The sequence below is a fragment of the Nocardioides bigeumensis genome, assembly GCF_039531755.1.
GTDB lineage: Bacteria > Actinomycetota > Actinomycetes > Propionibacteriales > Nocardioidaceae > Nocardioides > Nocardioides bigeumensis.
Genome location: NZ_BAAAQQ010000002.1, coordinates 678034 through 702319 on the forward strand (window position 1 = coordinate 678034; position 24286 = coordinate 702319).

The 24286-nt window shown below is 71.1% G+C and carries 22 protein-coding genes; 13 read left to right on the forward strand and 9 right to left on the reverse strand.

What is annotated here, in order from left to right; genetic code table 11:
* Nucleotides 1-69 precede the first annotated feature (69 nt).
* Complete coding sequence (locus ABD295_RS04490; protein WP_344302433.1) at nt 70-948, forward strand: PorA family protein; 879 nt, start codon at nt 70-72, stop codon at nt 946-948.
* 24 nt (nt 949-972) lie between these two features.
* On the opposite strand, the gene ABD295_RS04495 is transcribed toward ABD295_RS04490, so the two are convergent.
* Nucleotides 973-1803: a class I SAM-dependent methyltransferase gene (locus ABD295_RS04495; RefSeq protein ID WP_344302434.1), complete on the reverse strand. Its 831-nt coding sequence runs from the start codon at nt 1801-1803 to the stop codon at nt 973-975.
* 31 nt (nt 1804-1834) lie between these two features.
* Here ABD295_RS04495 and ABD295_RS04500 point away from each other — a divergent pair, with 31 nt between their 5' ends.
* The 4 genes from ABD295_RS04500 (at nt 1835) to ABD295_RS04515 (ending at nt 6506) form a co-directional block, all read left to right on the forward strand.
* Nucleotides 1835-2758 (forward strand): phosphotransferase family protein, encoded by a 924-nt coding sequence (locus ABD295_RS04500; RefSeq protein ID WP_344302435.1) that lies wholly within the window; start codon nt 1835-1837, stop codon nt 2756-2758.
* A gap of 222 nt (nt 2759-2980) precedes the next feature.
* Nucleotides 2981-4462, forward strand: a complete 1482-nt coding sequence (rpsA, locus tag ABD295_RS04505) for a 30S ribosomal protein S1 (RefSeq protein WP_344302436.1) — start codon at nt 2981-2983, stop codon at nt 4460-4462.
* Nucleotides 4463-4570: 108 nt separating this feature from the next.
* Nucleotides 4571-5176 (forward strand): maleylpyruvate isomerase N-terminal domain-containing protein, encoded by a 606-nt coding sequence (locus tag ABD295_RS04510; RefSeq protein WP_344302437.1) that lies wholly within the window; start codon nt 4571-4573, stop codon nt 5174-5176.
* A 28-nt stretch (nt 5177-5204) separates the two neighbouring features.
* On the forward strand, nt 5205-6506 hold the full coding sequence (locus ABD295_RS04515; protein WP_344302438.1) for an MFS transporter: 1302 nt from the start codon (nt 5205-5207) through the stop codon (nt 6504-6506).
* Nucleotides 6507-6626: 120 nt separating this feature from the next.
* Here ABD295_RS04515 and ABD295_RS04520 read toward each other — a convergent pair whose 3' ends face one another.
* On the reverse strand, nt 6627-6779 hold the full coding sequence (locus ABD295_RS04520; protein WP_344302439.1) for a hypothetical protein: 153 nt from the start codon (nt 6777-6779) through the stop codon (nt 6627-6629).
* A gap of 95 nt (nt 6780-6874) precedes the next feature.
* Between ABD295_RS04520 and ABD295_RS04525 the strand changes: the two genes are divergently transcribed.
* Both ABD295_RS04525 and coaE read left to right on the forward strand, forming a co-directional pair.
* The gene (locus tag ABD295_RS04525) at nt 6875-7849 is read left to right on the forward strand and encodes a GlxA family transcriptional regulator (RefSeq protein WP_344302440.1); all 975 of its coding nucleotides are present in this window, start codon (nt 6875-6877) and stop codon (nt 7847-7849) included.
* Nucleotides 7850-7861: 12 nt separating this feature from the next.
* Nucleotides 7862-8473, forward strand: a complete 612-nt coding sequence (gene coaE / locus ABD295_RS04530) for a dephospho-CoA kinase (RefSeq protein ID WP_344302441.1) — start codon at nt 7862-7864, stop codon at nt 8471-8473.
* Nucleotides 8474-8476: 3 nt separating this feature from the next.
* Here coaE and ABD295_RS04535 read toward each other — a convergent pair whose 3' ends face one another.
* Nucleotides 8477-9529, reverse strand: a complete 1053-nt coding sequence (locus tag ABD295_RS04535) for a hypothetical protein (RefSeq protein WP_344302442.1) — start codon at nt 9527-9529, stop codon at nt 8477-8479.
* Between the two features lie 32 nt (nt 9530-9561).
* Nucleotides 9562-10464 carry a GNAT family N-acetyltransferase gene (locus tag ABD295_RS04540; protein WP_344302443.1) on the reverse strand — a complete coding sequence of 301 codons (903 nt, stop codon included), beginning with the start codon at nt 10462-10464 and terminating at the stop codon, nt 9562-9564.
* 82 nt (nt 10465-10546) lie between these two features.
* Between ABD295_RS04540 and ABD295_RS04545 the strand changes: the two genes are divergently transcribed.
* A complete protein-coding gene (locus tag ABD295_RS04545; protein WP_344302444.1) occupies nt 10547-11926 on the forward strand; it encodes a glycoside hydrolase family 3 N-terminal domain-containing protein in 1380 nt (459 codons plus the stop codon).
* A 126-nt stretch (nt 11927-12052) separates the two neighbouring features.
* Here ABD295_RS04545 and ABD295_RS04550 read toward each other — a convergent pair whose 3' ends face one another.
* The 3 genes from ABD295_RS04550 to ABD295_RS04560 form a co-directional block, all read right to left on the reverse strand.
* Entirely contained in the window at nt 12053-13066 is a 1014-nt protein-coding gene (locus ABD295_RS04550) for a sigma-70 family RNA polymerase sigma factor (RefSeq protein WP_344302445.1), read from the reverse strand.
* Nucleotides 13067-13288: 222 nt separating this feature from the next.
* Nucleotides 13289-15469 carry a S9 family peptidase gene (locus ABD295_RS04555; RefSeq protein ID WP_344302446.1) on the reverse strand — a complete coding sequence of 727 codons (2181 nt, stop codon included), beginning with the start codon at nt 15467-15469 and terminating at the stop codon, nt 13289-13291.
* Between the two features lie 513 nt (nt 15470-15982).
* On the reverse strand, nt 15983-17287 hold the full coding sequence (locus ABD295_RS04560; RefSeq protein WP_344302447.1) for a DNA polymerase IV: 1305 nt from the start codon (nt 17285-17287) through the stop codon (nt 15983-15985).
* 166 nt (nt 17288-17453) lie between these two features.
* On the opposite strand from ABD295_RS04560, the gene ABD295_RS04565 reads away from it, so the two are divergent.
* Nucleotides 17454-18392, forward strand: coding sequence for a DUF4192 domain-containing protein (locus ABD295_RS04565; RefSeq protein ID WP_344302448.1), 939 nt, complete (start codon nt 17454-17456; stop codon nt 18390-18392).
* Nucleotides 18393-18399: 7 nt separating this feature from the next.
* Here ABD295_RS04565 and ABD295_RS04570 read toward each other — a convergent pair whose 3' ends face one another.
* Nucleotides 18400-19206: an LLM class F420-dependent oxidoreductase gene (locus tag ABD295_RS04570; RefSeq protein WP_344302449.1), complete on the reverse strand. Its 807-nt coding sequence runs from the start codon at nt 19204-19206 to the stop codon at nt 18400-18402.
* A 98-nt stretch (nt 19207-19304) separates the two neighbouring features.
* Here ABD295_RS04570 and ABD295_RS04575 point away from each other — a divergent pair, with 98 nt between their 5' ends.
* Entirely contained in the window at nt 19305-20768 is a 1464-nt protein-coding gene (locus tag ABD295_RS04575) for a glutamate-cysteine ligase family protein (protein WP_344302450.1), read from the forward strand.
* Between the two features lie 18 nt (nt 20769-20786).
* Here ABD295_RS04575 and ABD295_RS04580 read toward each other — a convergent pair whose 3' ends face one another.
* Nucleotides 20787-21233 carry a hypothetical protein gene (locus tag ABD295_RS04580; RefSeq protein WP_425573964.1) on the reverse strand — a complete coding sequence of 149 codons (447 nt, stop codon included), beginning with the start codon at nt 21231-21233 and terminating at the stop codon, nt 20787-20789.
* A 138-nt stretch (nt 21234-21371) separates the two neighbouring features.
* Here ABD295_RS04580 and ABD295_RS04585 point away from each other — a divergent pair, with 138 nt between their 5' ends.
* From ABD295_RS04585 to ABD295_RS04595, 3 genes are all read left to right on the forward strand, one after another.
* Nucleotides 21372-21773 carry a universal stress protein gene (locus tag ABD295_RS04585; RefSeq protein WP_344302452.1) on the forward strand — a complete coding sequence of 134 codons (402 nt, stop codon included), beginning with the start codon at nt 21372-21374 and terminating at the stop codon, nt 21771-21773.
* A gap of 13 nt (nt 21774-21786) precedes the next feature.
* On the forward strand, nt 21787-22359 hold the full coding sequence (locus tag ABD295_RS04590; RefSeq protein ID WP_344302453.1) for an HhH-GPD-type base excision DNA repair protein: 573 nt from the start codon (nt 21787-21789) through the stop codon (nt 22357-22359).
* 380 nt (nt 22360-22739) lie between these two features.
* A complete protein-coding gene (locus ABD295_RS04595) occupies nt 22740-24059 on the forward strand; it encodes an RNA polymerase sigma factor (RefSeq protein WP_425573985.1) in 1320 nt (439 codons plus the stop codon).
* Nucleotides 24060-24286 lie beyond the last annotated feature (227 nt).

Here is a 24286-nt window from a genome sequence, read left to right on the forward strand (position 1 = left end):
GCACGTGTAACTCCCCGGTAACCTGCGCTACTGTTCGGCGACCCAGATGGCTCACGGAAGGTCTCAGCCATGCGGAAGATCGTCGGTCCGGTGCTCGCCGGACTCGGTGCGTTCCTGCTCGTCGTCGGAGTCCTTGCGGTGGCGTACGCCCCCGGCCAGGTGAAGCGGACGCCACTCGGCGTCGACTCGACGACGGTCCTCGAGGGGACGGCCAACCGGCTCGGCGCAGGTGAGCGGCCGATCTTCGGGCTGAGCATCACCAAGTCCGACGACGAGGCCTCGAGCGACGACGTCGTGGTCTTCACCAACATCGCCTGCGGGGTGTTCGACGAGGGCCAGGAGCGCGTCTGCGCGGACGGTGACGACGAGAACGCGCTGTCCCTGAGCACCGACGCCTTCGCCACCGATCGCGTCACCGCGCTGGCGGTCGAGTCCGACGCCGTGCCCCCGGAGTTCGAGCAGCACGAGGGCCTGGTCAACAAGTGGCCCTTCGACGCCAAGCAGGACACCTACCCCTACTGGGACGGCGTGACCGGGCAGGCCGTGGACGCGGTCTTCGAGCGTGAGGACGAGGTCCTCGGCCTCGACGTCTACGTCTACCGCATCGAGATCAACAACGCGGCGATCGAGATCGCCGAGGGAACACCAGGCACCTACACGTCGATGAAGGAGATCTACATCGACCCGCGCACCGGCGCGATCATCCACCAGACCGAGGAGCAGCAGCGCTACCTCGACGACGGCACCCAGGTCCTCGACCTGACCCTCGGGTTCAGCGAGGAGCAGCAGCAGGCGAACGTCGCTGACGCCGAGGACAACATCGCCAGCCTCGACCTGCTCACCGGCACGGTCCCGCTGATCGGGTTCATCGGCGGGTCGCTCCTGCTGCTGGCCGGCCTCGTGCTCATGCTCACCGGCCGCAACAGCGGCGAGCGCGCCAAGTCCTGACCCAGCCCAGGCCGGCGTCCTGACCTAGCGCAGGTCGGCGGCGAAGATCGCCGTCCCCGGGGTCAGCCGGCCGCGGGTGCGCGACCAACCGCCCCAGACCCGGTCGTGGTCCTGCGGCCACTCCGGCTCCAGGAGCGCGGTGAGGGAGAAGCCGGCGCCCGCGAGCACGGACACCCAGTCGGACAGCGTGCGGTGGTGCTCGACGTACGACACCACGCCGGTCTCGTCGTCGATCTCGACGTAGGGCGTGCGGTCCCAGTAGGACTGCGTGGCGGTCAGACCAGGCTCGTCGGGGTCGTCGGGGAACGACCAGCGCGTCGGGTGGGTGATGGAGAACGCGAACCGGCCACCGGCGCGCAGCACGCGGGCGGTCTCGGCGATGCAGCCTTGGAGGTCGGCCACGAACTGCAGGGCCCCGAAGCTCGAGAACACGACGTCGAAGGCATCGCCGGCGAAGGGCAGCGCGGTGGCGGTGCCGAGCACGCTCGGCACCGGGACGCCGGTCTCCTCGTCGAGCCGCCGCGAGTGCTGGAGCTGGCGCCACGACAGGTCCAGACCCACCGGCGTACCCCCTTGCGTGGCCACCCACCGCGAGCACTGGCCGGCACCGCTGCCGACCTCGAGCACCCGCCGGCCCCTGAGATCGCCGAGCACACCTGCTTCTGCCTCGGTGAGGCCCTCGGGGCCCCACACGAAGCCGATGTCGCCGAGGAACTCACCGTGGGTGGCTTGGTACTCGTCGGCGTAGCGGTCCCAGTCGGGACCGTTGGCGCGGCGCGACTCCGCCTCGTCGACGGGGCGTCGCTCGACCCGGACCGGGCGCTGCACTGATCCCGGGGGCCACTCCTCCTGCACGCCAGAACGCTACTGGTGGGAGCCTGAGGGCATGGACCAGTCCTCCCTGGCGGCGTCGCTCACCCCGCTCGCGGGGGGATGGTCCGGCCAGACCTTCGTGGGGGAGGTGGCCGGTGAGAGGTGCGTGGTCCGGGTGTACGCCGGCGACCGGACCGGCCTCCGGGGCGAGCGGGCCCACGAGGTGGACGCCGCGCTGCTCCACCTGGTGCGCGGGCTGGTGCCGGTGCCCCAGGTGCTCGAGCTGCGGGCTCCGGACGTCGCCACAGACGCACCCGCGCTGCTGATCACCTCGTTCCTGCCCGGGGTCCGGGGGGACCTGCTGCTGCCCACCCTCGACGACGCCGGGCTGGCCACGCTCGGGGCGAACATGGGCCGGCTGGCCGCCGACCTCGGGGGCATGCCGATGCTGCGGTCCGGCACCTTCGTGGACGCCGACCTGGCCCTCGGCGACCTGCCCGGTCCCGACGGCCTGCCCGAGTGGGTGGCGGCCCACGAGGTCGCGCTCAGCGGCTTCACCCGTGACGAGCTCGCCGGACTGCGCGAGCTCGCCGTCGACGCCCAGGGCACGCTCGACGTCCACGACCGCCGGTGCCTGGTCCACGGCGACCTCAACCCCAAGAACGTCCTCGTCGACCCTGGGTCGCTGGTGATCACCGGGCTCGTCGACTGGGAGTTCGCCCACGCCGGCCACCCCTTCACCGACCTCGGCAACCTCGTCAGGTTCGAGCGGATGCCGGCGTACGTCGACGGCCTGCTGGCGGCGTACACCGAGCGGCACGGAGGTGCGGAGCACCTCGCAGAGGCGACTGCTCGCGCGGCCGACCTCTGGGCGCTGGTCGACCTCGCGGCGCGCCACCAGAGCGCCCCCGACAACACCGTGGCGGCCGACGCCCACGACCTGCTGCGCGCCATCTCGGCCTCCCGCGACCTCCGCGCACTCCCGGGCCGGGCCTGAGCGAGCGTCCCGAGTTGGACTCCCACGCTCACGCACGCGTATCCTGACCGGTGCGCCTGGAGTCTGCGCGGGTCCCAGACCTAGCGGATCCACGCTCGCTATCACCGCCGCTGCACGGATCGGGTCCCGATCCGCTGTCGCAGGCAAGATTCCATCGGTAGTGAAACAGGCTCTCGCGCGCGCCCGCACGACATCTGCCCACCCCAAGGAATCCATTCCCTTATGACGAGCACGTACGCATTCCCCGAGACCGACGCACCGCAGGTCGCCGTCAACGACATCGGCTCTGAGGAAGACTTCCTCGCCGCGATCGACGAGACGATCAAATACTTCAACGACGGAGACATCGTCGAGGGCACCATCGTGAAGGTCGACCGGGACGAGGTCCTGCTCGACATCGGCTACAAGACCGAGGGCGTCATCCCCTCGCGCGAGCTGAGCATCAAGCACGATGTCGACCCCAACGACGTCGTCAACGTCGGCGACAAGGTCGAGGCCCTGGTCCTCCAGAAGGAGGACAAGGAAGGTCGGCTGATCCTGTCCAAGAAGCGCGCCCAGTACGAGCGCGCCTGGGGCACGATCGAGCAGATCAAGGAGGAGGACGGCGTCGTCGAGGGCACCGTCATCGAGGTCGTCAAGGGCGGTCTCATCATCGACATCGGCCTGCGTGGCTTCCTCCCCGCCTCCCTCGTCGAGATGCGTCGCGTCCGCGACCTGCAGCCCTACGTCGGCCAGACGCTCGAGGCGAAGATCATCGAGCTCGACAAGAACCGCAACAACGTGGTCCTGTCCCGCCGTGCGTGGCTCGAGCAGACCCAGTCCGAGGTCCGCCACGGCTTCCTCACCCAGCTCCAGAAGGGCCAGATCCGCAAGGGTGTCGTGTCCTCGATCGTCAACTTCGGTGCGTTCGTGGACCTCGGCGGTGTCGACGGTCTGGTGCACGTCTCGGAGCTGTCGTGGAAGCACATCGACCACCCCTCCGAGGTCGTCACCGTCGGCGACGAGGTCACCGTCGAGGTGCTCGACGTCGACATGGACCGCGAGCGTGTCTCCCTGTCGCTGAAGGCGACGCAGGAGGACCCCTGGCAGCACTTCGCCCGCACCCACCAGATCGGGCAGATCGTGCCGGGCAAGGTCACCAAGCTGGTGCCCTTCGGCTCGTTCGTCCGGGTCGAGGAGGGCATCGAGGGGCTGGTGCACATCTCCGAGCTCGCCGAGCGCCACGTGGAGATCCCCGAGCAGGTCGTCCAGGTCAACGACGACGTCATGGTCAAGATCATCGACATCGACCTCGAGCGTCGCCGGATCTCGCTGTCGCTCAAGCAGGCCAACGAGACCGCCACAGCCTCCGAGGTCGAGGAGTTCGACCCCACGCTCTACGGCATGGCGGCCACGTACGACGACCAGGGCAACTACATCTACCCCGAGGGCTTCGACTCCGACACGGGCGAGTGGCTCGAGGGCTTCGACGAGCAGCGCGCCCTCTGGGAGGAGCAGTACGCCAAGGCGCACGCGCGCTGGGAGGCCCACGTCAAGCAGCAGGCCGAGGCCAAGGTGGCCGAGGCGGAGGCTGGCGAGGCCACGTCCTACAGCTCCGACTCTGCGGGCGACGGCGTCGAGCAGACCGAGGAGAGCGGCGGCTCGCTCGCCTCGGACGAGGCGCTGCAGGCGCTGCGCGACAAGCTGACCGGCGGCTCCGCCTGACGCTGCCGCGTCAACCTGATCGATCCGAAGGCCCGGGGTCTCCTCTTCTGGAGGCCGCCGGGCTTTCGGCTTCCGCAGGGAACCCATGGAGGGGACTAGGTTCGGAGCGTGACCGAAACCCCCGTCGACTGGGCAGAGCTCTACCGGGAGAACGTGGCGGCGGTGACGGCACTGGCTCACGACCTGACCGACGACCAGCTGGCGGCGGTGGTGCCGGCGACGCCGGAGTGGACGGTCAGCGAGCTCTTGGCGCACCTCTCGGGCGTGGCGCACGACTTCGCCAACGAGCGGCTCGACGGTGCCCCGGGGGCGGAGTGGACGGGGCGGCACGTGGGGGAGCGGCGGGGAAACACGCCCAGCGAGCTCACCGAGGAGCTCGGCCGGCACCGGGACTCGATCGCGGCCTCCGTGGCCGACAACCCCCGGCCGGCGGTCGTGTGGAACATCGCGGTCCACCACGCGGACCTGCACGAGGCTCTGGGACTCGGCCGGGTCCCGGCGTCGTACTGGCGCGACGTGCTCGAGGCGATGCGCTCCCGGGTGCCCGAGGAGCTGTCCGGCGTCGACGACTACGAGCTGTTCCGCGCGCTGTTCTCGCGCCGCTCGCGCGGACAGGTGCGGGGCTGGAGCGGCGCGCTGACCGCGGAGGCGATCGACGAGCTCGGTCTCTTCGGACCTCGCGACGACGACCAGCCGGTCCCCGCTCAGGAATGACCGCGCGCGGGGCGTAGGTTGCCTCCTCGTGCCCCGCGTGTCCGGTCTGTCTGGCCTCCTCGCCGACACGCGGCCGCTGCGCGACGCGCACTTCCGGCGGCTGTGGACCGCGCAGATCGTCACCGTGGTCGGTGCGCAGCTGACGGTGGTGGCCGTGCCGGCCCAGATCTACGCCGACACCGGCTCGTCGGCGTACGTCGGCCTCACCGGGATGTTCGGGCTGGTCCCGCTCGTCGTCTTCGGCCTGTACGGCGGCGCGCTGGCGGATGTCTTCGACCGGCGGGTCATCCTGATCTGCTCCACTGTCGGGCTGATCGTCACGAGCGGGCTCTTCTGGCTGCAGGCGGCGCTCGGCAACGAGAACGTCTGGCTGTTGCTGTGGTTGTTCGCTGTGCAGCAGGCGTTCTTCGCGATCAACTCACCGGCGCGGAACGCGCTGCTGCCCAAGCTGTTGCCGACCGAGCTGCTGCCATCGGCCAACTCGCTGAACATGACGGTCTTCCAGGCGGGGGCGATCGCCGGTCCGCTCGTGGCGGGGGTGCTGATCCCGATCATCGGCTTCGAGTGGCTGTATCTCATCGACACGATCACCTTGTTCACCACGCTCTCGGCCGTGGTGCGGCTTCCGGCCATGGTGGTCGAGGGCGGAGCGGGCCGGACGCCAGGGCTGCGTGCCGTGGTCGACGGGTTCGCCTACTTGCGTGGCCACCCCGTGCTGCTGATGTCGTTCGTCGTGGACATCATCGCCATGGTGTTCGGCATGCCCCGGGCGCTCTTCCCGGAGATCGCCCACGTCGACTTCGGCGGCCCCGACGAGGGCGGCATGGTGTTCGCGTTGCTCTTCGCCGCCATCCCCGCCGGTGCCGTGATCGGCGGGGTCCTCAGCGGGTGGGTGTCCCGCGTCGATGCGCAGGGGCGCGCCGTCATCGCCTGCATCCTGGTGTGGGGCGCGGCGATGGCCGGCTTCGGCGTCGCCGTCGGACTCGCGGAACGCTGGCGGACGCTGATGCTGGTGCTCGCGCTGGTGATGCTGATGCTGGGCGGAGCAGCCGACATGGCGTCGGCGGCGTTCCGCACGAGCATGCTCCAAGCGGCCGCCGACGACGCCGTGCGCGGGCGCTTGCAGGGCGTCTTCCTGGTCGTGGTGGCCGGCGGTCCGCGGGTCGCCGACACGCTGCACGGCGTGGTAGCCGCAGGGGTGGGGACCGCCGCTGCCGCGGCCGGCGGCGGCCTGCTCGTCGTCGTCGGCACGGTCGTCGCCGCGCTGGCCGTGCCGTCGTTCGTGCGCTACCGGATCACCCGGTCAGCGGCGCGCCCCCAGAACGGGTAACGCCCCTTCGCAACCGCTCCTGCCCCCGTATATCGGGGCAGAAGCGCCTGAGAAGGGGCGTTACCGGCAGAGGGGTGGATGGATGGATGGATGGGATGGGATGGGATGGGATCACGTCGGTCAGTACGACGCGGCAGGGGACCGGAACTGCGGGTCCTCGTAGTGGCTGCGTGGCGGGACCGAGGGTCCGCGTCCGTCACGGAAGACCGTGACGACGGTGGCGACGGCCAGGGCGAGCGCGAAGATGCTGAGGATGAGGAGTGCGGTAGTCATGGCAGTAATCATGCGCGATCCGCAATCCTGCCACCAGTGGCAGATATGCCAGAGCACATTGAAAAACTGCCACGTTTCGTGGCAGACTTCCCGCCATGAGCAAAGTGCCGGTGCCGAGGTCGGGCATCCGCAAGGTCGTGGTGATCGTGCAGGACGGCGTCGAGGCGTTCGGCCTGGGCACGATCGTGGAGGTCTGGAACGAGCCCTACCACCCCGAGGACGACAACCCCGTCTTCGACTTCGTCGTCTGCACGCCCAAGCCCGGGGTGGTGACCAGCTCAGGCGGGTTCAGCCTCCTCGTGGAGCACGGCCTGGAGGAGGTCGCGGACGCCGACCTCGTCTGCGTGGCCCCCAAGCGTGGCTTCCGGGACGGCTCGCCTGAGGTCGTCCCGGTGCTCAGGGCTGCCTACGAGCGAGGCGCCCAGATCTTCGCCCACTGCTCGGGCGTCTTCATCCTCGGTGAGGCCGGCCTGCTGGAGGGACGGCGCTGCACCACTCACTGGCGCTACGTCGACGAGCTGTGCGCGACGTACGAGGACGCCAAGGTCGACTGCGACGTGCTCTACGTGCAGGACGGGACCGTCACGACCGGAGCCGGCTCGGCAGCCGGGCTCGACGCAGCCCTGCACCTGATGCGGCAGCAGTTCGGCGCGCGGGTCGCGGCCGCGACCGCCCGGCGCATGGTGGTGCCGCCGCACCGCGACGGCGGGCAGGCGCAGTACATCGCCCGCGCCGTCCCCGAGGTGGACGCCGAGACCCTCGGGCCGGTGCTGTCCTGGATCACCGAGAACCTCGGCGAGGACCTCAGCGTCGACACCCTGGCCCGCCAGCACCACATGTCACCGCGCACCTTCGCCCGCCGGTTCCGCGCGGAGACCGGGACCACCCCGCACCAGTGGGTGACCCAGCAGCGCGTGCGCGCCGCCGAGGAGCTGCTCGAGCTGACCGACCACCCGGTGGAGTGGATCGCCACCGAGGTGGGCTTCGGCAACGCCGGTGCGCTGCGCCACCACTTCACGCGGGTGCGCGGCGTGAGCCCCCAGCAGTACAGGCGGCAGTTCGCCTGCTGACAGGATGGATGCGTGCATGCACGCATCCTGCGGGTCGGGCTAACGGGCGGCGTCGCCTCGGGCAAGAGCACCGTGTCGGCGATCCTCGCCGGCCTGGGTGCGGTCGTGGTCGACGCTGACCTGCTCGCGCGGGAGGTCGTGGCGCGCGGCACCGACGGGCTCGCGGAGGTGGTCGCCGCCTTCGGCGAGGGCGTGCTCACCCCTGAGGGAGACCTCGACCGGCCGGCGGTGGGCGCGATCGTCTTCGGCGACGCGGAGCAGAGGCGTCGCCTGGAGGCGATCATCCACCCGCGCGTGCGTGCGCGCGCCGCCGAGATCGAGGCCGCCGCCCCGCCCGGGTCGATCGTCGTCCACGACATCCCGTTGCTTGTCGAGACCGGTCAGGCGGCGGGCTTCGACGCGGTGGTCGTCGTCGACGCGCCGAGCGACCTCCAGGTGGAACGGATGACGTCGACACGGGGGATGAGCGAGGCGGACGCGCAGGCGCGGATCGCTGCGCAGGCGACCCGCGAGGACCGGCTGGCCGCGGCGACGTTCGTCGTCGACAACGCCGGCTCGATGGACGACCTGCGCCAGCAGGTCGAGCAGGTGTACGCCGCGTTGCTGGCGCTCCGAGAGGCTTGAGGACTACTCGACCACCGAGTCGACCAGTCGCTGACGCCGGCCCAGGAAGAAGATCCCCGGGTCGGTCTCGAAGCCCAGGCTCGGGTTGTCGCTCAGCGTCGACGAGCGGACCGTCAGCGTGCCCGTGCGGTCGTTGCTGACGAAGAAGATCGCGCCGCCGCCCTCCCGGGCGACGTTGCCGGTGATCGAGGTCCCGGCCACGAGCACGTGGAAGTCGTTGCCGTCGGCGTAGATGGCGCCTCCCGACCCGCCGCCGGGCGTGCCGGACCGCGCCGGGTTGGCGCCGCGACCGATGGCCCGGTTGTCGGTGAAGGTGCTGTTGTAGACCTCCCAGGACACGCCGATCGAGCTGAGCGCGGAGCCGTTGCTGCACCGGCCGCCGGTGAAGGTGCTGTCGACGACGTACGCCGGCTGGTCGCGGTGCTGGTCGAGCACCCGCACCGCGGCGCCCCCGAGATCGGGGCCGGTGCGGTCGCAGCGGTTGCCGGTGAAGGTCACGTCGACGATCTTCAGGCGACCGCCCCGCACGAAGACGGCACCGCCACCACCCCCGTCCGCGCGCTCGCCCGTCGCGTTGCCGTCGGCCAGCGTGAGGTGCTGAAGCACCAGCCGAGGTTTCGCCTGGTCGTTGCAGTGCGAGGTGGTCCAGGTCTGCTTCGGGTCGCAGGTGTTCTGGTAGAGGATCCGCCGCTCACCGCCACCGCTGAGGGTGACCAGCCCGCCTCCGTCGAGCACGACCCGCCGGCTGGTGTTGACGACCTTGGCGGTCTTGCGCAGCTCGATCGTCACCGGGTCGGGACCGCAGCGGAACCCGATCACACCGCCGGCCGCGACGGCCCTGACGACGGCCCGCGAGGTGCAGCTCTGCGGCGTCCCGTTGCCCACCCAGCGGTCCGGGTCGGACGTGTCGACAGCGCCTGCCTCGGCCGGCACCGGCACCGCACGTACGCCGTCGGCGGGGCCGATCGCCGGTGACGCGACGGCCCCCGGCCCGGTGACCGGGCCGCTGAGGAGGAGCGCCAGCAGAGCCAGGGCGAGGGTCGCGAGCCTGTGCACCCGTCGAACGTAGCCGGGCAGAGCGGTACCGGTCAGGTCTCCGCGCGGAGCGGCAGGTCCGCCGACAGGGTGATCCCGACGCTGCCGGTGCGATAGCCCAGGAGCTCGTTGAGCCACCGCATCGCCGCATTGTCGTTCTGGGTCCAGGTGTAGACCTCGCGGATGCCGTGCGTCGACGCCCAGTGCAGCGTGTGCCGCTTGAGGTGGGTCGCGACGCCGCGTCCGCGCCAGTCGCGGCGGACACCGGTGAGCGCGTTCTCGGCCCTCGCGGGTTGGTCGTCGTCGAGCAGGAGGCCGGCGCAACCGACCACCTCGCCGTCGTGCAGGGCCAGGAACATCGGCGCGGCGCCCCACTCGTCGACCCACTCGGCGGCGCTGACCTGGAGCTCTCCGTGGAGGGCGAAGTCGGCCAGCACCTCGCGGCCGAAGGAGTCGTAGCAGTCGGCCCACAGGCCCGGGCGTTCGGCCGCCGTGACGAGCTCCAGCCCGTGGGGAGGAGGGCCGGGATCGGGCTCGTCACCGACGTCGTACAGCTGCTCGACCTCGCGGTCGATCTCCACGAACCCGAACTTGCTCGCGAAGGCGAGGGACGCCGCGTCCTCGGCGCTGGCGCGGACCTCTCGCAGGCCGAGGTCCGCACAGTGCTGGGAGAGCACCACCAGCAAGGCCGTGCCCACGCCGCGTCGGCGCCAGTCGGGCAGCACCCTGGGCGCGATCGCGCCCCCGTCACCCACTTCGGACCGGTCGGCCATGCCGGATCCCGCGATCTCCCCACCCGCACGGGCCACGTAGAACTTCTTCTCCGGCGAGGTCAGGGCCTTGAGCTCGGCCACGCTCGGGCAGCGCTCCTCGGGGACCACGGCGAGCCGGACCTGGCGCCAGTCCTCGTAGTCCGTGTCGCTCTCGCAGACCGTGACCTCGATGCCGGTGCCCATGTCGAGCACGGTACGACGCTCGCGCGCGGGTCGCACCCGGGCATGCGCGGGTTTGTGCCGTCCGGCCTTTACCCTCGATGCGATGCCCGGATACGACCCGACCCACCGAGCACCCCGCCCCCCGCGCCGGATCCCCGGCCTCGGCTGGGTGCTGGGTGCCGCCTCGGTGCTGGCGGTGATCGGCCTCGTGATGGGCGCGATGACCTACTTCGGCGGCGATCCTGGGGCAGCCGACGAACAGACGCCGTCGCGAGCCGAGGGCGACCCTGCGGGCGAGAGGGAGACCGTCGGCGCAGCCGCGTCCGACCCGGAGGTGGATCCCGACGAGCCGACCTCGTGGGGTCCGACCGTCGGCGAGCTGGCGCAGGCGCAGGAGCTGGTGGCCGGATGGGACGCCGAGCGCCTGGCAGGGCAGGTGATCATCGGCAGGTACGACGGGTACGACCCCGAGACCCCGGCGGCCCTCGTCCGCGACCTGCACCTCGCGGGCGTGACCATGACGAACTCCAACGTCGAGGACGCCGAGCAGGTGACTGCCACGACCTCGGCCGTGGCCGACGCGATGACCGCCGACGGGCGCACCTTCCCGCCGCTGATCGGCGTCGACCAGGAGGGCGGCCTGGTGGCCCACCTGGGCGACGTCGCGACGACCTATCCGTCCTTCCAGCAGGCCGGTGACGTGATCACCGCAGCCCCCGTCGAGGGTCGCCGGCTGGTCACCGAGGCCACCCGGGCGAGCGGGCTCGAGCTGCGCCAGCTCGGGTTCACCTGGGTCTACGCGCCGGTCGCCGACGTGACCATCGGGTATGGCGACGTCACCATCGGCTCGCGCTCGGCGTCGACGGACCCCGACGTCGCCGCGGACGCCGTCGTGGCCGCGCTCGAGGGGTTCTCCAGCGCGGGTGTGGTGACCAGCACCAAGCACTTCCCCGGCCACGGCAGCGCCACCGAGGACAGCCACGCCGTCGTCCCGGAGGTGACCGCGACGCTCGAGGAGCTGCGCGCCCGCGACCTCGTCCCTTTCGCCGCCGCGGTCGACGCGGGTGCACCGGCGGTGATGCTCGGCCACCTGGGGGTCGACGCGATCGCGCCGGGCGAGCCGGCCAGCATGGCGCCGGCGGCGTACGACTTCCTGCGCGACGAGCTCGGCTTCGAGGGCGTGACCATGACCGACTCGCTCGGCATGGGGGCGGTCTACGGTCGCAACCGGCCTGCGCTGACGGCGTTCCTGGCCGGCGCGGACCTCCTGCTGATGCCGGCGGACACTGCCACGGCGCACGCGACGATCACCGCGGCGATCGAGTCGGGCGAGATCTCGCGCGAGCGCGCCGAGGAGTCGGCGGCCAGGGTGGTGGCGATCCAGCTGTGGCAGCAGCGCATCGCCGCCGAGGTCGCGGTGCCCCTCGACGCGACGACCCAGGCCGAGGCAGCGGCCGCCGCCCTGGTTGCTGCGGCGCCCTAGCGCCCGCTGGACGGCGCCCTAGCGCCCGCTGGACGACGCCCGCTGGACGACGAAGGGCCCCGGACTCGGCGGGAGTCCGGGGCCCTTGCGCCCTACCTGCGTCGGAAGTCTGGGCTCACGAGGCGGTCACGCCGCCAGGTCGGGGTCGCCGAGCCGGCGGAGCTTCTGCAGCGCCTCCCGCTCGAGCTGGCGGACCCGCTCGGCGGAGATGCCGTGCTTGACGCCGATGTCGGCAAGCTTGTGCTGGCGGCCGTCGACCAAGCCGTAGCGCGAGCGGATGATGTCGGCCGCCCGCTCGTCGAGCTGGGACACCAGCGCGTTGAGACGGTCACGGGCCTCGACGTCGAGGACGGTGAGGTCCGGGCCCGGCGAGGTCTCCTGTGCCATCAGGTCGCCGAGGGAGGTGTCGCCGTCCTCGTCGACAGGGGAGTCCAGCGAGACGTGCTCGCGGCCCCATGCCATCAGGTCGAGCACCCGGTCGACGTCCATGCCGAGCTCTGCGGCGATCTCGGCGGGTTCGGGGTCGCGTCCGAGCTGGCGCTCGAGGGTCCGACGCGCGCCGCCCACCTGGTTGAGCTCCTCGACGACGTGCACCGGGAGCCGGACGACGCGGGCCTGCTGGGCGATGCCGCGGGTGATCGCCTGGCGTACCCACCAAGTGGCGTACGTCGAGAACTTGTAGCCCTTGGTGTAGTCGAACTTCTCGACCGCGCGGATCAGGCCGGTGTTGCCCTCCTGGATCAGGTCGAGCATCGGCATCTGGGCGCGGCCGTACTTGCGGGCGATCGAGACCACCAGTCGCAGGTTGGCGGTGATGAAGGTGTCGACGGCCTTGCGGCCCTCCTCGGCGAGCCACTCGAGCTCTTCCTGGGTGGCGTAGCCGGGCGCCCCGCCCTTCCTGCGGCCGACACGGCCCTCGGCGAGCAGGGCCTCGGCCATCAGGCCGGCCTCGATCGCCTTGGAGAGCTCGACCTCGAGGGCGGCGTCCAGCAAGGGGTTGCGGGCGATCTCGTCGAGGTAGAGGCCGACGCTGTCGCGCCCCTCGATCTCACGGGTGGCCCCTCGGGTCGTGCCCCGGGTCGTGCCCCGGGTGGTGCTCTGGGTCGTGCTCTGAGCTGCCACTGCTGTGCTGGTTGCCATCTCCCGACCTCCTCCGTCCTGCGTGCCCGCCGCTCACGCGCGTCTGCACGTCACCTCCAACGCCCGGAGGGTCCCGGGGATTCCCGGGCCGGTCGGTGGCTGTTGGTTCTGTCTTGTTACCCAGAAGGACGTGCGAGCAACGACGGGAGTTGCCTGGGAGACGAACTCTCAGGGACTTCTCAGGAGGCGTACCCAGCAGGCGGACCGCTCAGTCAGGACCGCTCACTCCGCCGGCCCTGCCAAGCCCGGCGCTGGCCCCTCCGCCAAGCCCATCCGCTCGAGCATCCAGGCCAGCGAGAAGGCCCGGTCGTGCCAGGCCTTGTAGCGCCCTGAGACACCGCCGTGCCCCGCCGACATCTCGGTCTTCAGCAGGACGCCCGGCCTCCCGGCTCCGTCGGGATCGGTCTCCCGGAGGCGGGCGACCCACTTGGCCGGCTCGACGTAGAGGACCCGGGTGTCGTTCAGGGACGTCTCGGCGAGGATCGGCGGGTACTCCTGGGACGTGACGTTGTCGTACGGCGCGTAGCCGGCGATGTAGTCGAAGACCGCCGGGTCGTCCTCGGGGTTGCCCCACTCGTCGTACTCGGGGACGGTCAGCGGCAGCGTCGCGTCGAGCATGGTGGTCAGGATGTCGACGAACGGCACCTGGGCGACGAGACCGCCGAACTGAGCGGGGTAGAGGTTGGCCACAGCACCGATCAGCAGCCCGCCCGCGCTGCCGCCCTCGCCGAGGATCGTCTCGTGCGTGGTCCAGCCCTCCTGCACGAGGTGCCGGGCGCAGGCGGCGAAGTCGGAGAAGGTGTTGCGCTTGTGGCCGAGCTTGCCGTTGTCGTACCAACGGCGGCCACGCTCGCCGCCGCCCCGCACGTGCGCGATGGCGAACGCTGCGCCCCTGTCGAGCATGCAGAGCCTGGCCACCGAGAAGTACGGATCGATGGAGAGCTCGTAGGCGCCGTAGCCGTAGAGCAGCAAGGGCACCGGGCCGGCGGGCCGGTCACGTCGGGCGACCAGGGAGATCGGCACCAGCTCGCCGTCGGGTGCTTCCGCCCAGAGCCGGTGTTCCTCGTAGTCGTCCGGGTCGTAACCGCCGAGCACGGGCGTACGCCGCCGCAGCGCCAGCTCGCGGGTCGCGACGTCGTAGTCGTAGACGGAGGGCGGCACCGCCATCGTGGTGAAGCCCAGCCGGATCGTGGGCTGGTCGAAGGCGGGGTTGCTGCCGACGCCGACGGTGTAGACCTCGGCCTCGAACGGCACGAGGTAGTCGTCGGCGATCCCGCCCTCGGCGTCAGCGCCGAGCTCGAGCACCCGCAGCTGGGTCAGGCTGTCGCTGCGCTGGGACACCACGAGGTGGCCGGCGAAGGCGTCGACGTTGTCGAGCCGGACCGCAGGGTCGTGGGGGATGAGCGCGCGCCAGCCGTCCGCCGGCGTGGGGGACACCGGGGCGATGCCCAGCTCGAAGTCCGGTCCGGTCGCGTTGTGCAGCACGAGGAAGACGTCCTCGCCGCCGATGACGGCATGCTCGATCTCGTACTCGATCCCTTCCCGACGCTCTGCGAACACCTGCCAGGTGCCGTCGGGGTCGCGGGTGTCGAGGAACCGCATCTCGGTCGTGGTCTTGGACCCCGCGGCCAGCAGGAGGAAGCGGTCCGACCGGCTGCGCCCGAGGCCGACCCAGAACCGGCCGTCCGTCTCGGCGTGCACGAGCTCGTCGTCGCCCTGCATGGTCCCGATGCGGTGCCGCCAGATCTTGTCGGCGCGCCATGACGCGTCGACCGTCGCGTAGTAGAGGTCGCGGCCGTCGGGGCTCCAGGTGAGGCCGCCGAGCACCCCCTCGACGACGTCGGGCAGCAGCTCGCCGGTGGTGAGGTCCTTGACCCGCACGGTGTAGCGCTCGTCCCCGTTGGTGTCGGTGGAGTACGCCAGGTAGCGGTCGTCGAGGCTCACTGCCGAGGCGCCCATCGAGAAGAACTCGTGGCCTTCGGCGAGGTCGTTGAGGTCCAGCAGCACCTCCTCGCCCGGGAGTGCGGGCTGGTCGACGGTGCTGTCCTCGGCCGGCTCGGGCGGGGTCCAGGAGTCGGGCCCGTCCACCGCGGCGGGGACGCGGCACGAGGCGCCGTACTCCTTGCCCTCGAAGGAGCGCGAGTAGTACCAGTAGCCGCGCTGGCGCGTGGGCACCGAGAGGTCGGTCTCCAGGGTGCGGGCCTTGATCTCGTCGAAGATCGTCTGGCGCAGGTCGGCGAGGTGTGCGGTCTGCTGCTGGGTCCAGGCGTTCTCCGCCTCGAGGTGGGCGCGCACGTCGGGGTCGTCCTTGGCGCGCAGCCACTCGTAGTCGTCCACCCGCTGCTGGCCGTGGTGGGTGGAGGTCAGGGGGCGGCGATCGGCGACGGGTGGGGCATCAGGCATGGCGCCAAAACTAGCCGGGCGTCCGCGGCCGGCCGTTCGCGGTGGCGGTCTGGACCGGTTGCCCCCTCTGTGCACAGGCCAGTGCACAGGTCGGTGCACAGGGCCGTCGAACCTGTGGATGGCCGACCGGAATCTGTGGACGCGGGGCCGATCTGTGTGGAGGGCCGAGAAATGTCCCGATCGGTCGTGAAGAACCCTTGCGCCGCGTCGCTCGGACCCCGTAGAACTCTCCTACCGATCCCGCTTGCGGGGTCGGGCTCCGGAGGAGGAGCAAGGATCCACCCGGCGAGCTTGCTCGCCGCGTCGGCCCGGTGACGGGGACGGCGGGGTCCGCGTCGGCCTCTTGGGGGATCGGGCGTCACATCACCGGTCAAGCCGAGGGGCTCCTGATGCTCATACCATCTGGAGCCCCTCACCCTTTTCCGCGCCTTCCATGGTGCCAAGTCCGCTCCGGGCTTGTCGAGCCTCGCGTGTCTTGTTCGCCCCGTCGCCACGTGCGCAACAGGACGCGGATCAGTGCGCCGGGGTCAGCTCCGGGTCGTCGACGGCGAAGGAGCGGACCGGGCCGGCGGGGCTGTCGCGCGTCTCGAAGCGCACGGTGACCACGCCACGGCCGGACCCCCACACCCAGCCGGGGCCGAGGGTGGCGTGGACGACGTCCGAGCCGGGCGCCCAGGTCCGCTGCCGGTCGGTCGGCAGGTCGGGGACGTCGTCGTCGGGCCCCCACCCGTCGTCGGGGTCGTCGTCGATGCCGAAGAGGTCCTCCTGCACCCAGTCGGCGAGCCCGGAGACACCGACGCCGAGCAACCGGACCCCGCCCGAGGTGTCGATGTCGGTGAGCAGTCCGCGAGCCAGCCGAGCGATCGTGCCCCCGTGGTCGGTGGGCGACGGCAGCGTGACCGAGCGGCTCAGGGTGGTGAAGTCGTGCAGCCGCAGCTTGAGCGTGACGGTGCGCCCCGACAGCGAGTGGGCGCGCAGCCGCTTGGCGACGGCGCCGGACTGCCGGGTGAGAAGCCCCTCCATCAGCCGGCGGTCCGTGAGGTCGGTGTCGTAGGTGCCCTCCACGCTCACCGACTTGGCCTCGCGCTCCGACACCACGGGCCGGTCGTCGTCCGCCCGGGCGAGCCGGTGGAGGCCGTGTCCTTGCGCGTTGCCGAGGATGCGGACCAGCTCGCCCTCGCTCACCGTCTCGAGGTCGGCCACGGTGTGGATGCCGGCCCGCCGCAGCCGTTCGGCAGTCGCCGGGCCGACCCCGGGGATCACGGTCACGTGCATCGGCCGCAGCAGGTCCCGCTCGGTCCCGGGGCTGACCACGACCAGGCCGTCGGGCTTGTCGAGGTCGCTGGCCACCTTGGCGATGAACTTCGACGACCCGACCCCCACCGACGCCGTGAGGCCGCCCGTGACGTCGGTGACGGCAGCCCGCAGCTCTTCGGCGACGCGGGTGACGGTGTCCACCGAGAGGTCGGCGAGGTCGGCGGCGGCGAGGTCGACGAACGCCTCGTCGAGGGACAAGGGCTCGACCAACGGCGACAGCTCCCTCAGCGTGGTCATCACCTGCTCGCTCGCGGCGCGGTAGGCGTGGAAGCGCCCGCTCAGGAACGCCGCGTGCGGGCAGCGCGAGCGCGCCTCCCTCGTCGACATGGCCGAGCGGACGCCGTACCTTCGCGCCTCGTAGGACGCCGTCGCCACCACCCCACGGCCGCCGACCCCGCCCACCACGACCGGCTTCCCCCGCAGCGACGGCTTGTCGCGCTGCTCGACGGAGGCGAAGAACGCGTCGAGGTCCAGGTGCAGGACGGACGCCTCGGACCGCATGCGCGCAGCGTACGGCGGGCCACGGACGCACACGTCGAGCCACGCGGCCCACCCCACGTCCACAGGGCGTCGCATCGTGATGCCTCTCCACACCTGCGAGGGGGCCGGATTGAGGCGCGACCGCGCGGGCAAGCGGTCGCCCATGAACTCATCGCCCAAGATGTCCATGAAAGCTCGTAGCCCCGAGGACGTGCTGGCCATGGTGCCGCTGGTGCTCGGCTTCGTCCCCAACGACTCCCTGGTGATGCTCACCTTCCAGGCCGACCGGATGTTCCACGGTCGTGTCGACCTGCCCGAGTCCGCCCGCGACATCCGACAGGTCGCGGCGACGCTGCTCGAACCCGCGGCCCGGCACCGGGTGACCAAGGTGCTCTTCATCGGCTACGCCGCCGATCCGCGGAGGGTCGACCCGGTCACTCGTGAGGTCGCCGACCGCTTCAAGCGAGCCGGGATCGAGGTGCTGGGCTCACTGGCCGCCGACGGACGCCGCTACTGGCCGCTTCCCCTGGGCCCGGACGACACAGGAACCGAGTACGACGCCGGTGCACACCCGTTCGCGGCGGAGGCGGTCCTCAACGGCCTCGTCACGCATGGGTCGCGGGAGGAGCTGGCAGCGACCCTGACGCCCGATCCGGCCGCCGTGGCCCGCGTCGCGACCGCGCTCGCGCGCCGGTCCGGCACCCTGGCACCGGGAGCTGTCGCGGCGGAGGCAGCTTGGGCGGCAGACCTGGTGCGCCGTGGCGTGCGCGGACGCAAGCCGTTGCGGGTCGGGCAGCTGGCGCGACTGGTCTCCGGCCTCCAGGACCTCGTCGTGCGCGATGCCGCGTGGTTAACTCTGCGCCGGGTTGACGCCCACCAGCACGTCGAGTTCTGGACCGCCGTGGTCAAGCGCTGCCCCGCCAGTCATCTGGCGGCACCGGCCGCGCTGCTCGGTTTCGCCGCTTGGGCGTCGGGTCGAGGCGCGCTGGCCTGGTGCGGGGTCGATGTGGCGCTCACCGCCCAGCCTGGCTACTCGCTGGCGACACTGCTGGCAGAAGGCCTGCAAGCCGCGATGCCGCCGTCCACCTGGGACGACATGGTGGGCGACGGCGACGCCGCCTCATGAAGGGGCATCATGATGCTGCCGCATTCATCTCGTTGCGCCAGGCCACCCAGTCGCGCACCAGCTCCAGGTCGTACGACGGCCCCGAGGCCGAGACGGTGAAGAGTCGGATCCCGAGCCGGTGCAGTGCGGGGCCCAGCTCTCCGGGGGCGCGGCCGACGCCGACGGATCGCTCGATCTCCGCCGGGTCGCGGCCCTCCTTGGCGCACCAGTCGTCGAGCACTCCCACCTTGCGCTCCACGTCAGCAGGGTCCCCGAAGCCGTGCCAGATGTCGGCGTGCCGGGCGACCAGCCGCAGCGTCTTGCGCTCACCGCCGCCGCCGATCAGCACCGGGATGTCGCGGGTGGGCGGCGGGTTCAGCCGCGCCAGGCGCCGCTCGATGCGGGGGAGTGCGTCGCGCAGGTCGTCGAGCCGCGAGCCCTTGGTGCCGAACTCGTAGCCGTACTCGACGTAGTCCTTCTCCTTCCAGCCCGACCCGATGCCGAGGATGAGGCGGCCGCCGCTGATGTGGTCGACCGTGCGGGCCATGTCGGCGAGCAGCTCGGGGTTGCGATAGCTGTTGCAGGTGACCAGGGCGCCGATCTCGACCTGGGAGGTGGCCTGGGCCCAGGCGCCGAGCATCGTCCAGCACTCGAAGTGCTTGCCGTCGGGGTCGCCCCGGAGCGGGAAGAAGTGGTCCCAGTTGAAGAGCACGTCGACGCCGATCTCCTCGGCCTCGGCTGCCGCGCGAGCCAGGTCGGACCACTCCGCGTGCTGGGGCTGCAGCTGGACCCCGATGCGCACCGGGCGGTGCTGCTGGTGGTCTGCAGGCGGCACGAGCAGCCTTCCGAGAGTCGGGTTCGTGTGTCCTCTCGCGAAACTAGCACCGCGGACGAGGGGGTCTCAGAATCCGCCCGGATGGCTACTGTGCCCCCATGGGAGAAGAGGTCGCCGCTCAGGAGTTCACCCGTGCGGACCGCACACGCCACCGCGAGAAGGTGCGGCGCAACCTCGACGTCTTCGCCCGGATGCTGCGCGAGGCGCGCTTCGACACCGACGACCCCATGACGGGCCTCGAGGTCGAGCTCAACCTCGTCGACGAGCACAACGACCCCGCATTGAAGAACGCCGAGGCGCTCGAGGCGATCGCGGACCCCGACTTCCAGACCGAGCTCGGCCAGTTCAACATCGAGATCAACGTCGCGCCGGCCAAGCTCCGCGAGGGCGGCCTCGACACCTTCGAGCAAGGCCTGCGACGCAGCCTCAACGACGCCGAGGACAAGTCGTCCAAGGTCGGCGCCCACCTCGCGATGATCGGCATCCTGCCCACGCTGGCCGAAGGTCACATGGCGCCCAGCTCCATCAGCGCCAACCCCCGCTACGCCCTGCTTGGCGAGCAGATCCTGGCGGCGCGCGGTGAGGACATCGCCATCTCGATCTCGGGCCACGACCGGCTCGAGACGACATCGGACTCGATCGTCCCGGAGGCGGCGTGCACGAGCACGCAGTTCCACGTCCAGACCTCTCCGGACGACTTCGCAGCCGTCTGGAACGCCTCGCAGGTCATCGCCGGCGTCCAGCTGGCGCTGGCCGCCAACTCGCCGTACCTCCTCGGCAAGCAGCTGTGGCGTGAGACCCGGATCCCACTTTTCGAGCAGGCCACCGACACCCGCAGCGAAGAGCTGAAGGCCCAGGGCGTGCGCCCGCGGGTGTGGTTCGGGGAGCGCTGGATCACCTCGGTGTTCGACCTCTTCGAGGAGAACGTCCGCTACTTCCCGGCGCTGCTGCCGATCACCGAGGACGAGGACCCGCTCGAGGTGCTCGAGGGCGGCGGCGTGCCACGGCTCGCCGAGCTCCGGTTGCACAACGGCACGATCTACCGCTGGAACCGACCTGTGTACGACGTCGTGGCCGGTGTCCCGCACCTGCGGGTCGAGAACCGTATCCTCGCCGCCGGCCCGACCGTGGTGGACACGGTCGCCAACGCCGCCTTCTACTTCGGGCTGGTGCGCGCGCTGGCGACGAGCGAGCGGCCGCTCTGGTCGCAGATGTCGTTCAGCGCCGCCGAGGAGAACTTCCACGTGGCCGCCCAGCAGGGCATCGAGGCACAGCTCTACTGGCCCGGCATCGGGCACGTCCGCGCCACCGAGCTGGTGCTGCGGCGCCTCCTGCCGCTGGCCGAGCAGGGCCTCCAGGACTGGGGCGCCCCCCAGGACCAGATCGATCGCCTGCTCGGCGTCATCGAGCAACGGTGCCTGCTGCAGACGAACGGCGCCGAGTGGTTCGTCCAGCGGATGCAGCGCCGCCAGACCGAGGACACCTACGACGCCCTCCGGGCCACGTTGGGGGAGTACCTCGAGCGGATGCACACCAACGAGCCGGTCCACACCTGGGACTGAGGCATTCGAGCGGGTGGCCTAGCCCGTCGGACGCAGTGAGCGGTCGCGCAACCGCTTCCACTCCGCGCGTACGCCGCTGCGCGGGTCGCACCACCCCGACGGCCCGACGACCACGAAGGTGAGCGGCACGTCCGCCTCGGCGTAGGCCGCGGTGGCCGCGGTCAGCCAGTCGCGATCGGCGTCCTGCCAGTCGAGCCCGCCCGGCCGGGCCAGCCACGCGGTCGGAGCGGGCGCGCTGTCGGCGCACTCACGGACGCGCACGAGCAGCGCCGCCACCACCTCGACGCGCACCGCGGCGTCGAGGCCGGCGCCCCGGCGCACGTCGTGGCGCAGGTGCGGACCGCCGGGCTCACCCACGTGCAAAGCGGTCGGGCGCGGCCGCGAGGGTCCCGCGCGGTAGTCGAGCACGGCGCGCCGCAGGGACCGGGCGAGCGCGTGGTCCAGGGGTTCACTGAGCAACGGCACGCCGTCCATCGTGGCCGAGGGCGTCGACAGGTCGCCGTGGCCACTCCACAGGTACCGCTCCCGAGCGGGGTTGGATACGGTTCGAGGGAAGCTCACCTGCGTCAGGCCGGGCGAGCGACGTGCACGCGAGGAGGACCCATGGGAACGATCGTGGTCGGCTACGTGGCCAAGCCGGAGGGCGACGCCGCGCTGCGCAGGGCGATCGAGGAGGCTCAGCTCCGCGGCAGCAAGCTCGTGGTGGTCAACTCACACCGCGGCGGTGACGACTTCGACGGCGAGGCCTCGCGGCAGGCGAACAAGGCCATGGAGCAGGTCGAGTCGATGCTGACCGACTCGGGCGTCGAGCACGAGGTGCGCCAGCTGGTCCGGGGCTTCGAGCCCGCCGAGGACCTCATCGGCATCGCCGACACCGCCGACGCCGACCTCATCGTGATCGGCCTGCGCCGCCGCTCCCCGGTCGGCAAGCTCATCCTCGGCAGCAACGCCCAGCGCATCCTCCTCGACGCGCAGTGCCCGGTCCTCGCCGTCAAGGCCGAGTAGGGCTCCCAGGCGTATGCCACAGATCCGCATCGCCCAGGACCCCGTCGCCGACCAGGTCCTGTCCGACGACTCCTTCGCCCTGCTGACGGGGATGCTGCTGGACCAGCAGTTCCCGATGGAGCGTGCGTTCGCGGGCCCTGCGAAGATCCTCGACCGTTTCGGCACCCTCGACCCGGCGACCGTGGCTGCCGCCGATCCCGAGTCGTTCGCCGACCTCTGTGCCACCCCGCCGGCGGTCCACCGCTATGGCCGGTCCATGGCCGGCCGGGTGCAACAGCTTGCCGCGCACGTCGTGGAGCACTACGACGGCGACGCCGGCCGCGTCTGGACCGACGCCGCCACCGGCGACGACCTGCTGCGGCGGCTGCAGGCGCTCCCCGGCTTCGGCAAGCAGAAGGCTCAGATCTTCACCGCGCTGGTGGCCAAACAGCTCGGCGTACGCCCGGACGGGTGGGAGCGCGCCGCGGGCGACTACGCGCTGGAGGGTCACCGATCGGTGGCCGACGTCGTGGACGCGTCCTCCCTCCAGCGCGTGCGGGAGTTCAAGCAGGTCAAGAAGGCGGCCGCGCGCACGGCCGCGGGCTGACCGGCGACCCCGTCAGGTCCCGGCGTACTCCTGCAGCCGGCAAAGTCAGGAAGAGCCAGGCCGATGTCATGGCTCTGCGCACTCCGTGGCAGAATGAGCAGCGCGGCTCTTGACGACAGCGGGCTTTGCTGCGCCCTTGTTCGACCAGCCCGTTGTGAACCACCCGTTCTATCGCCCCTGATCGATGCAACATCCGACGAGAGGTGTTCGTGTCCTCGAACGCGCGCAAGCTGCTTCCCGCAGCGGTGCTCACCCACCCTGCCATCTCCACTCTTCTCGAGGCGGGACTGCCGACCGGCAGCCTCACCCCGGACCAGGTCCGTCGGGCCAGTGACGACGCGCAGCTCGCGCCGCAGCACCTCAAGCCGCTGCTGGCGCACCTGAGCGCGCGCGGCATCACGATCGCTGTCCCTGCCGCGACCGAGACGCGCGCGGTGGCCGCCACGTCGACCACCAAGAAGGCGGCGACGAAGAAGGCTCCCGCCAAGAAGGCGGCGCCGGCGCCGGCGAAGAAGGCCGCCCCGGCCAAGAAGGCTGCCGCCGCGAAGACGGCAGGCGGTGCGGCCAAGGAGCCGGTCACCGTCGACGAAGCCGCCGCCCCTGCTGTCGACGCAGTCCCCGTGGCCGTCGGCCCGGACGGCAAGAAGCTGCTTCCGGACCTGCCCGACGAGCAGTTCGAGAAGGACGTCAAGGCCGACCCCACGATCGAGGAGGACGAGAAGACGGCCACGTTCGTCGTCTCCGACGCCGACGACACCGGTGAGCCCGAGCAGCAGGTCATGGTCGCCGGCGCGACCGCCGACCCGGTCAAGGACTACCTCAAGCAGATCGGCAAGGTCCCCCTCCTCAACGCCGAGATGGAGGTCGAGCTGGCCAAGCGCATCGAGGCCGGCCTCTTCTCCGAGGAGAAGCTCGCCAAGGGCGGCAAGATCGCGGCGAAGATGCTCGAGGAGCTCGAGTGGATCGCGGAGGACGGCCGCCGCGCCAAGAATCACCTGCTCGAGGCCAACCTGCGCCTCGTGGTGTCGCTGGCCAAGCGCTACACCGGTCGCGGCATGCTCTTCCTCGACCTGATCCAAGAGGGCAACCTCGGCCTGATCCGCGCGGTCGAGAAGTTCGACTACACCAAGGGCTACAAGTTCTCGACGTACGCGACCTGGTGGATCCGACAGGCGATCACCCGCGCCATGGCCGACCAGGCCCGCACGATCCGTATCCCCGTGCACATGGTCGAGGTCATCAACAAGCTCGCCCGCGTGCAGCGGCAGATGCTTCAGGACCTGGGCCGCGAGCCCACGCCCGAGGAGCTCGCCAAGGAGCTCGACATGACCCCCGAGAAGGTCATCGAGGTCCAGAAGTACGGGCGCGAGCCGATCTCGCTGCACACCCCGCTCGGCGAGGACGGCGACTCCGAGTTCGGCGACCTGATCGAGGACTCCGAAGCGATCGTCCCGGCCGACGCGGTGTCCTTCACGCTGCTGCAGGAGCAGCTCCACGCGGTCCTCGACACGCTGTCCGAGCGCGAGGCCGGCGTGGTCTCGATGCGCTTCGGCCTCACCGACGGTCAGCCGAAGACGCTCGACGAGATCGGCAAGGTCTACGGCGTCACCCGTGAGCGGATCCGCCAGATCGAGTCGAAGACGATGTCGAAGCTGCGCCACCCCAGCCGGTCGCAGGTGCTGCGCGACTACCTCGACTGAGCGTCCGCGGCGTAGCTCGAGCCGACACCAAACCGCTCAGAGCGACTACCCCGAACGGGTAGTGTCGGCGGCTGTGTCCAGCGCGCTCATCACGCTCGCACTGGTCGTCGCCGTGGTGTGTGTGCCGACCGTCGCGGGGTTCCGAGGTCGACTAGCGACCGTCGATCTTCTTGTGCCAGTCAGCGTGACGCAACTGGTACAGGTCGGCACGCCCGCTATCTGCCGAC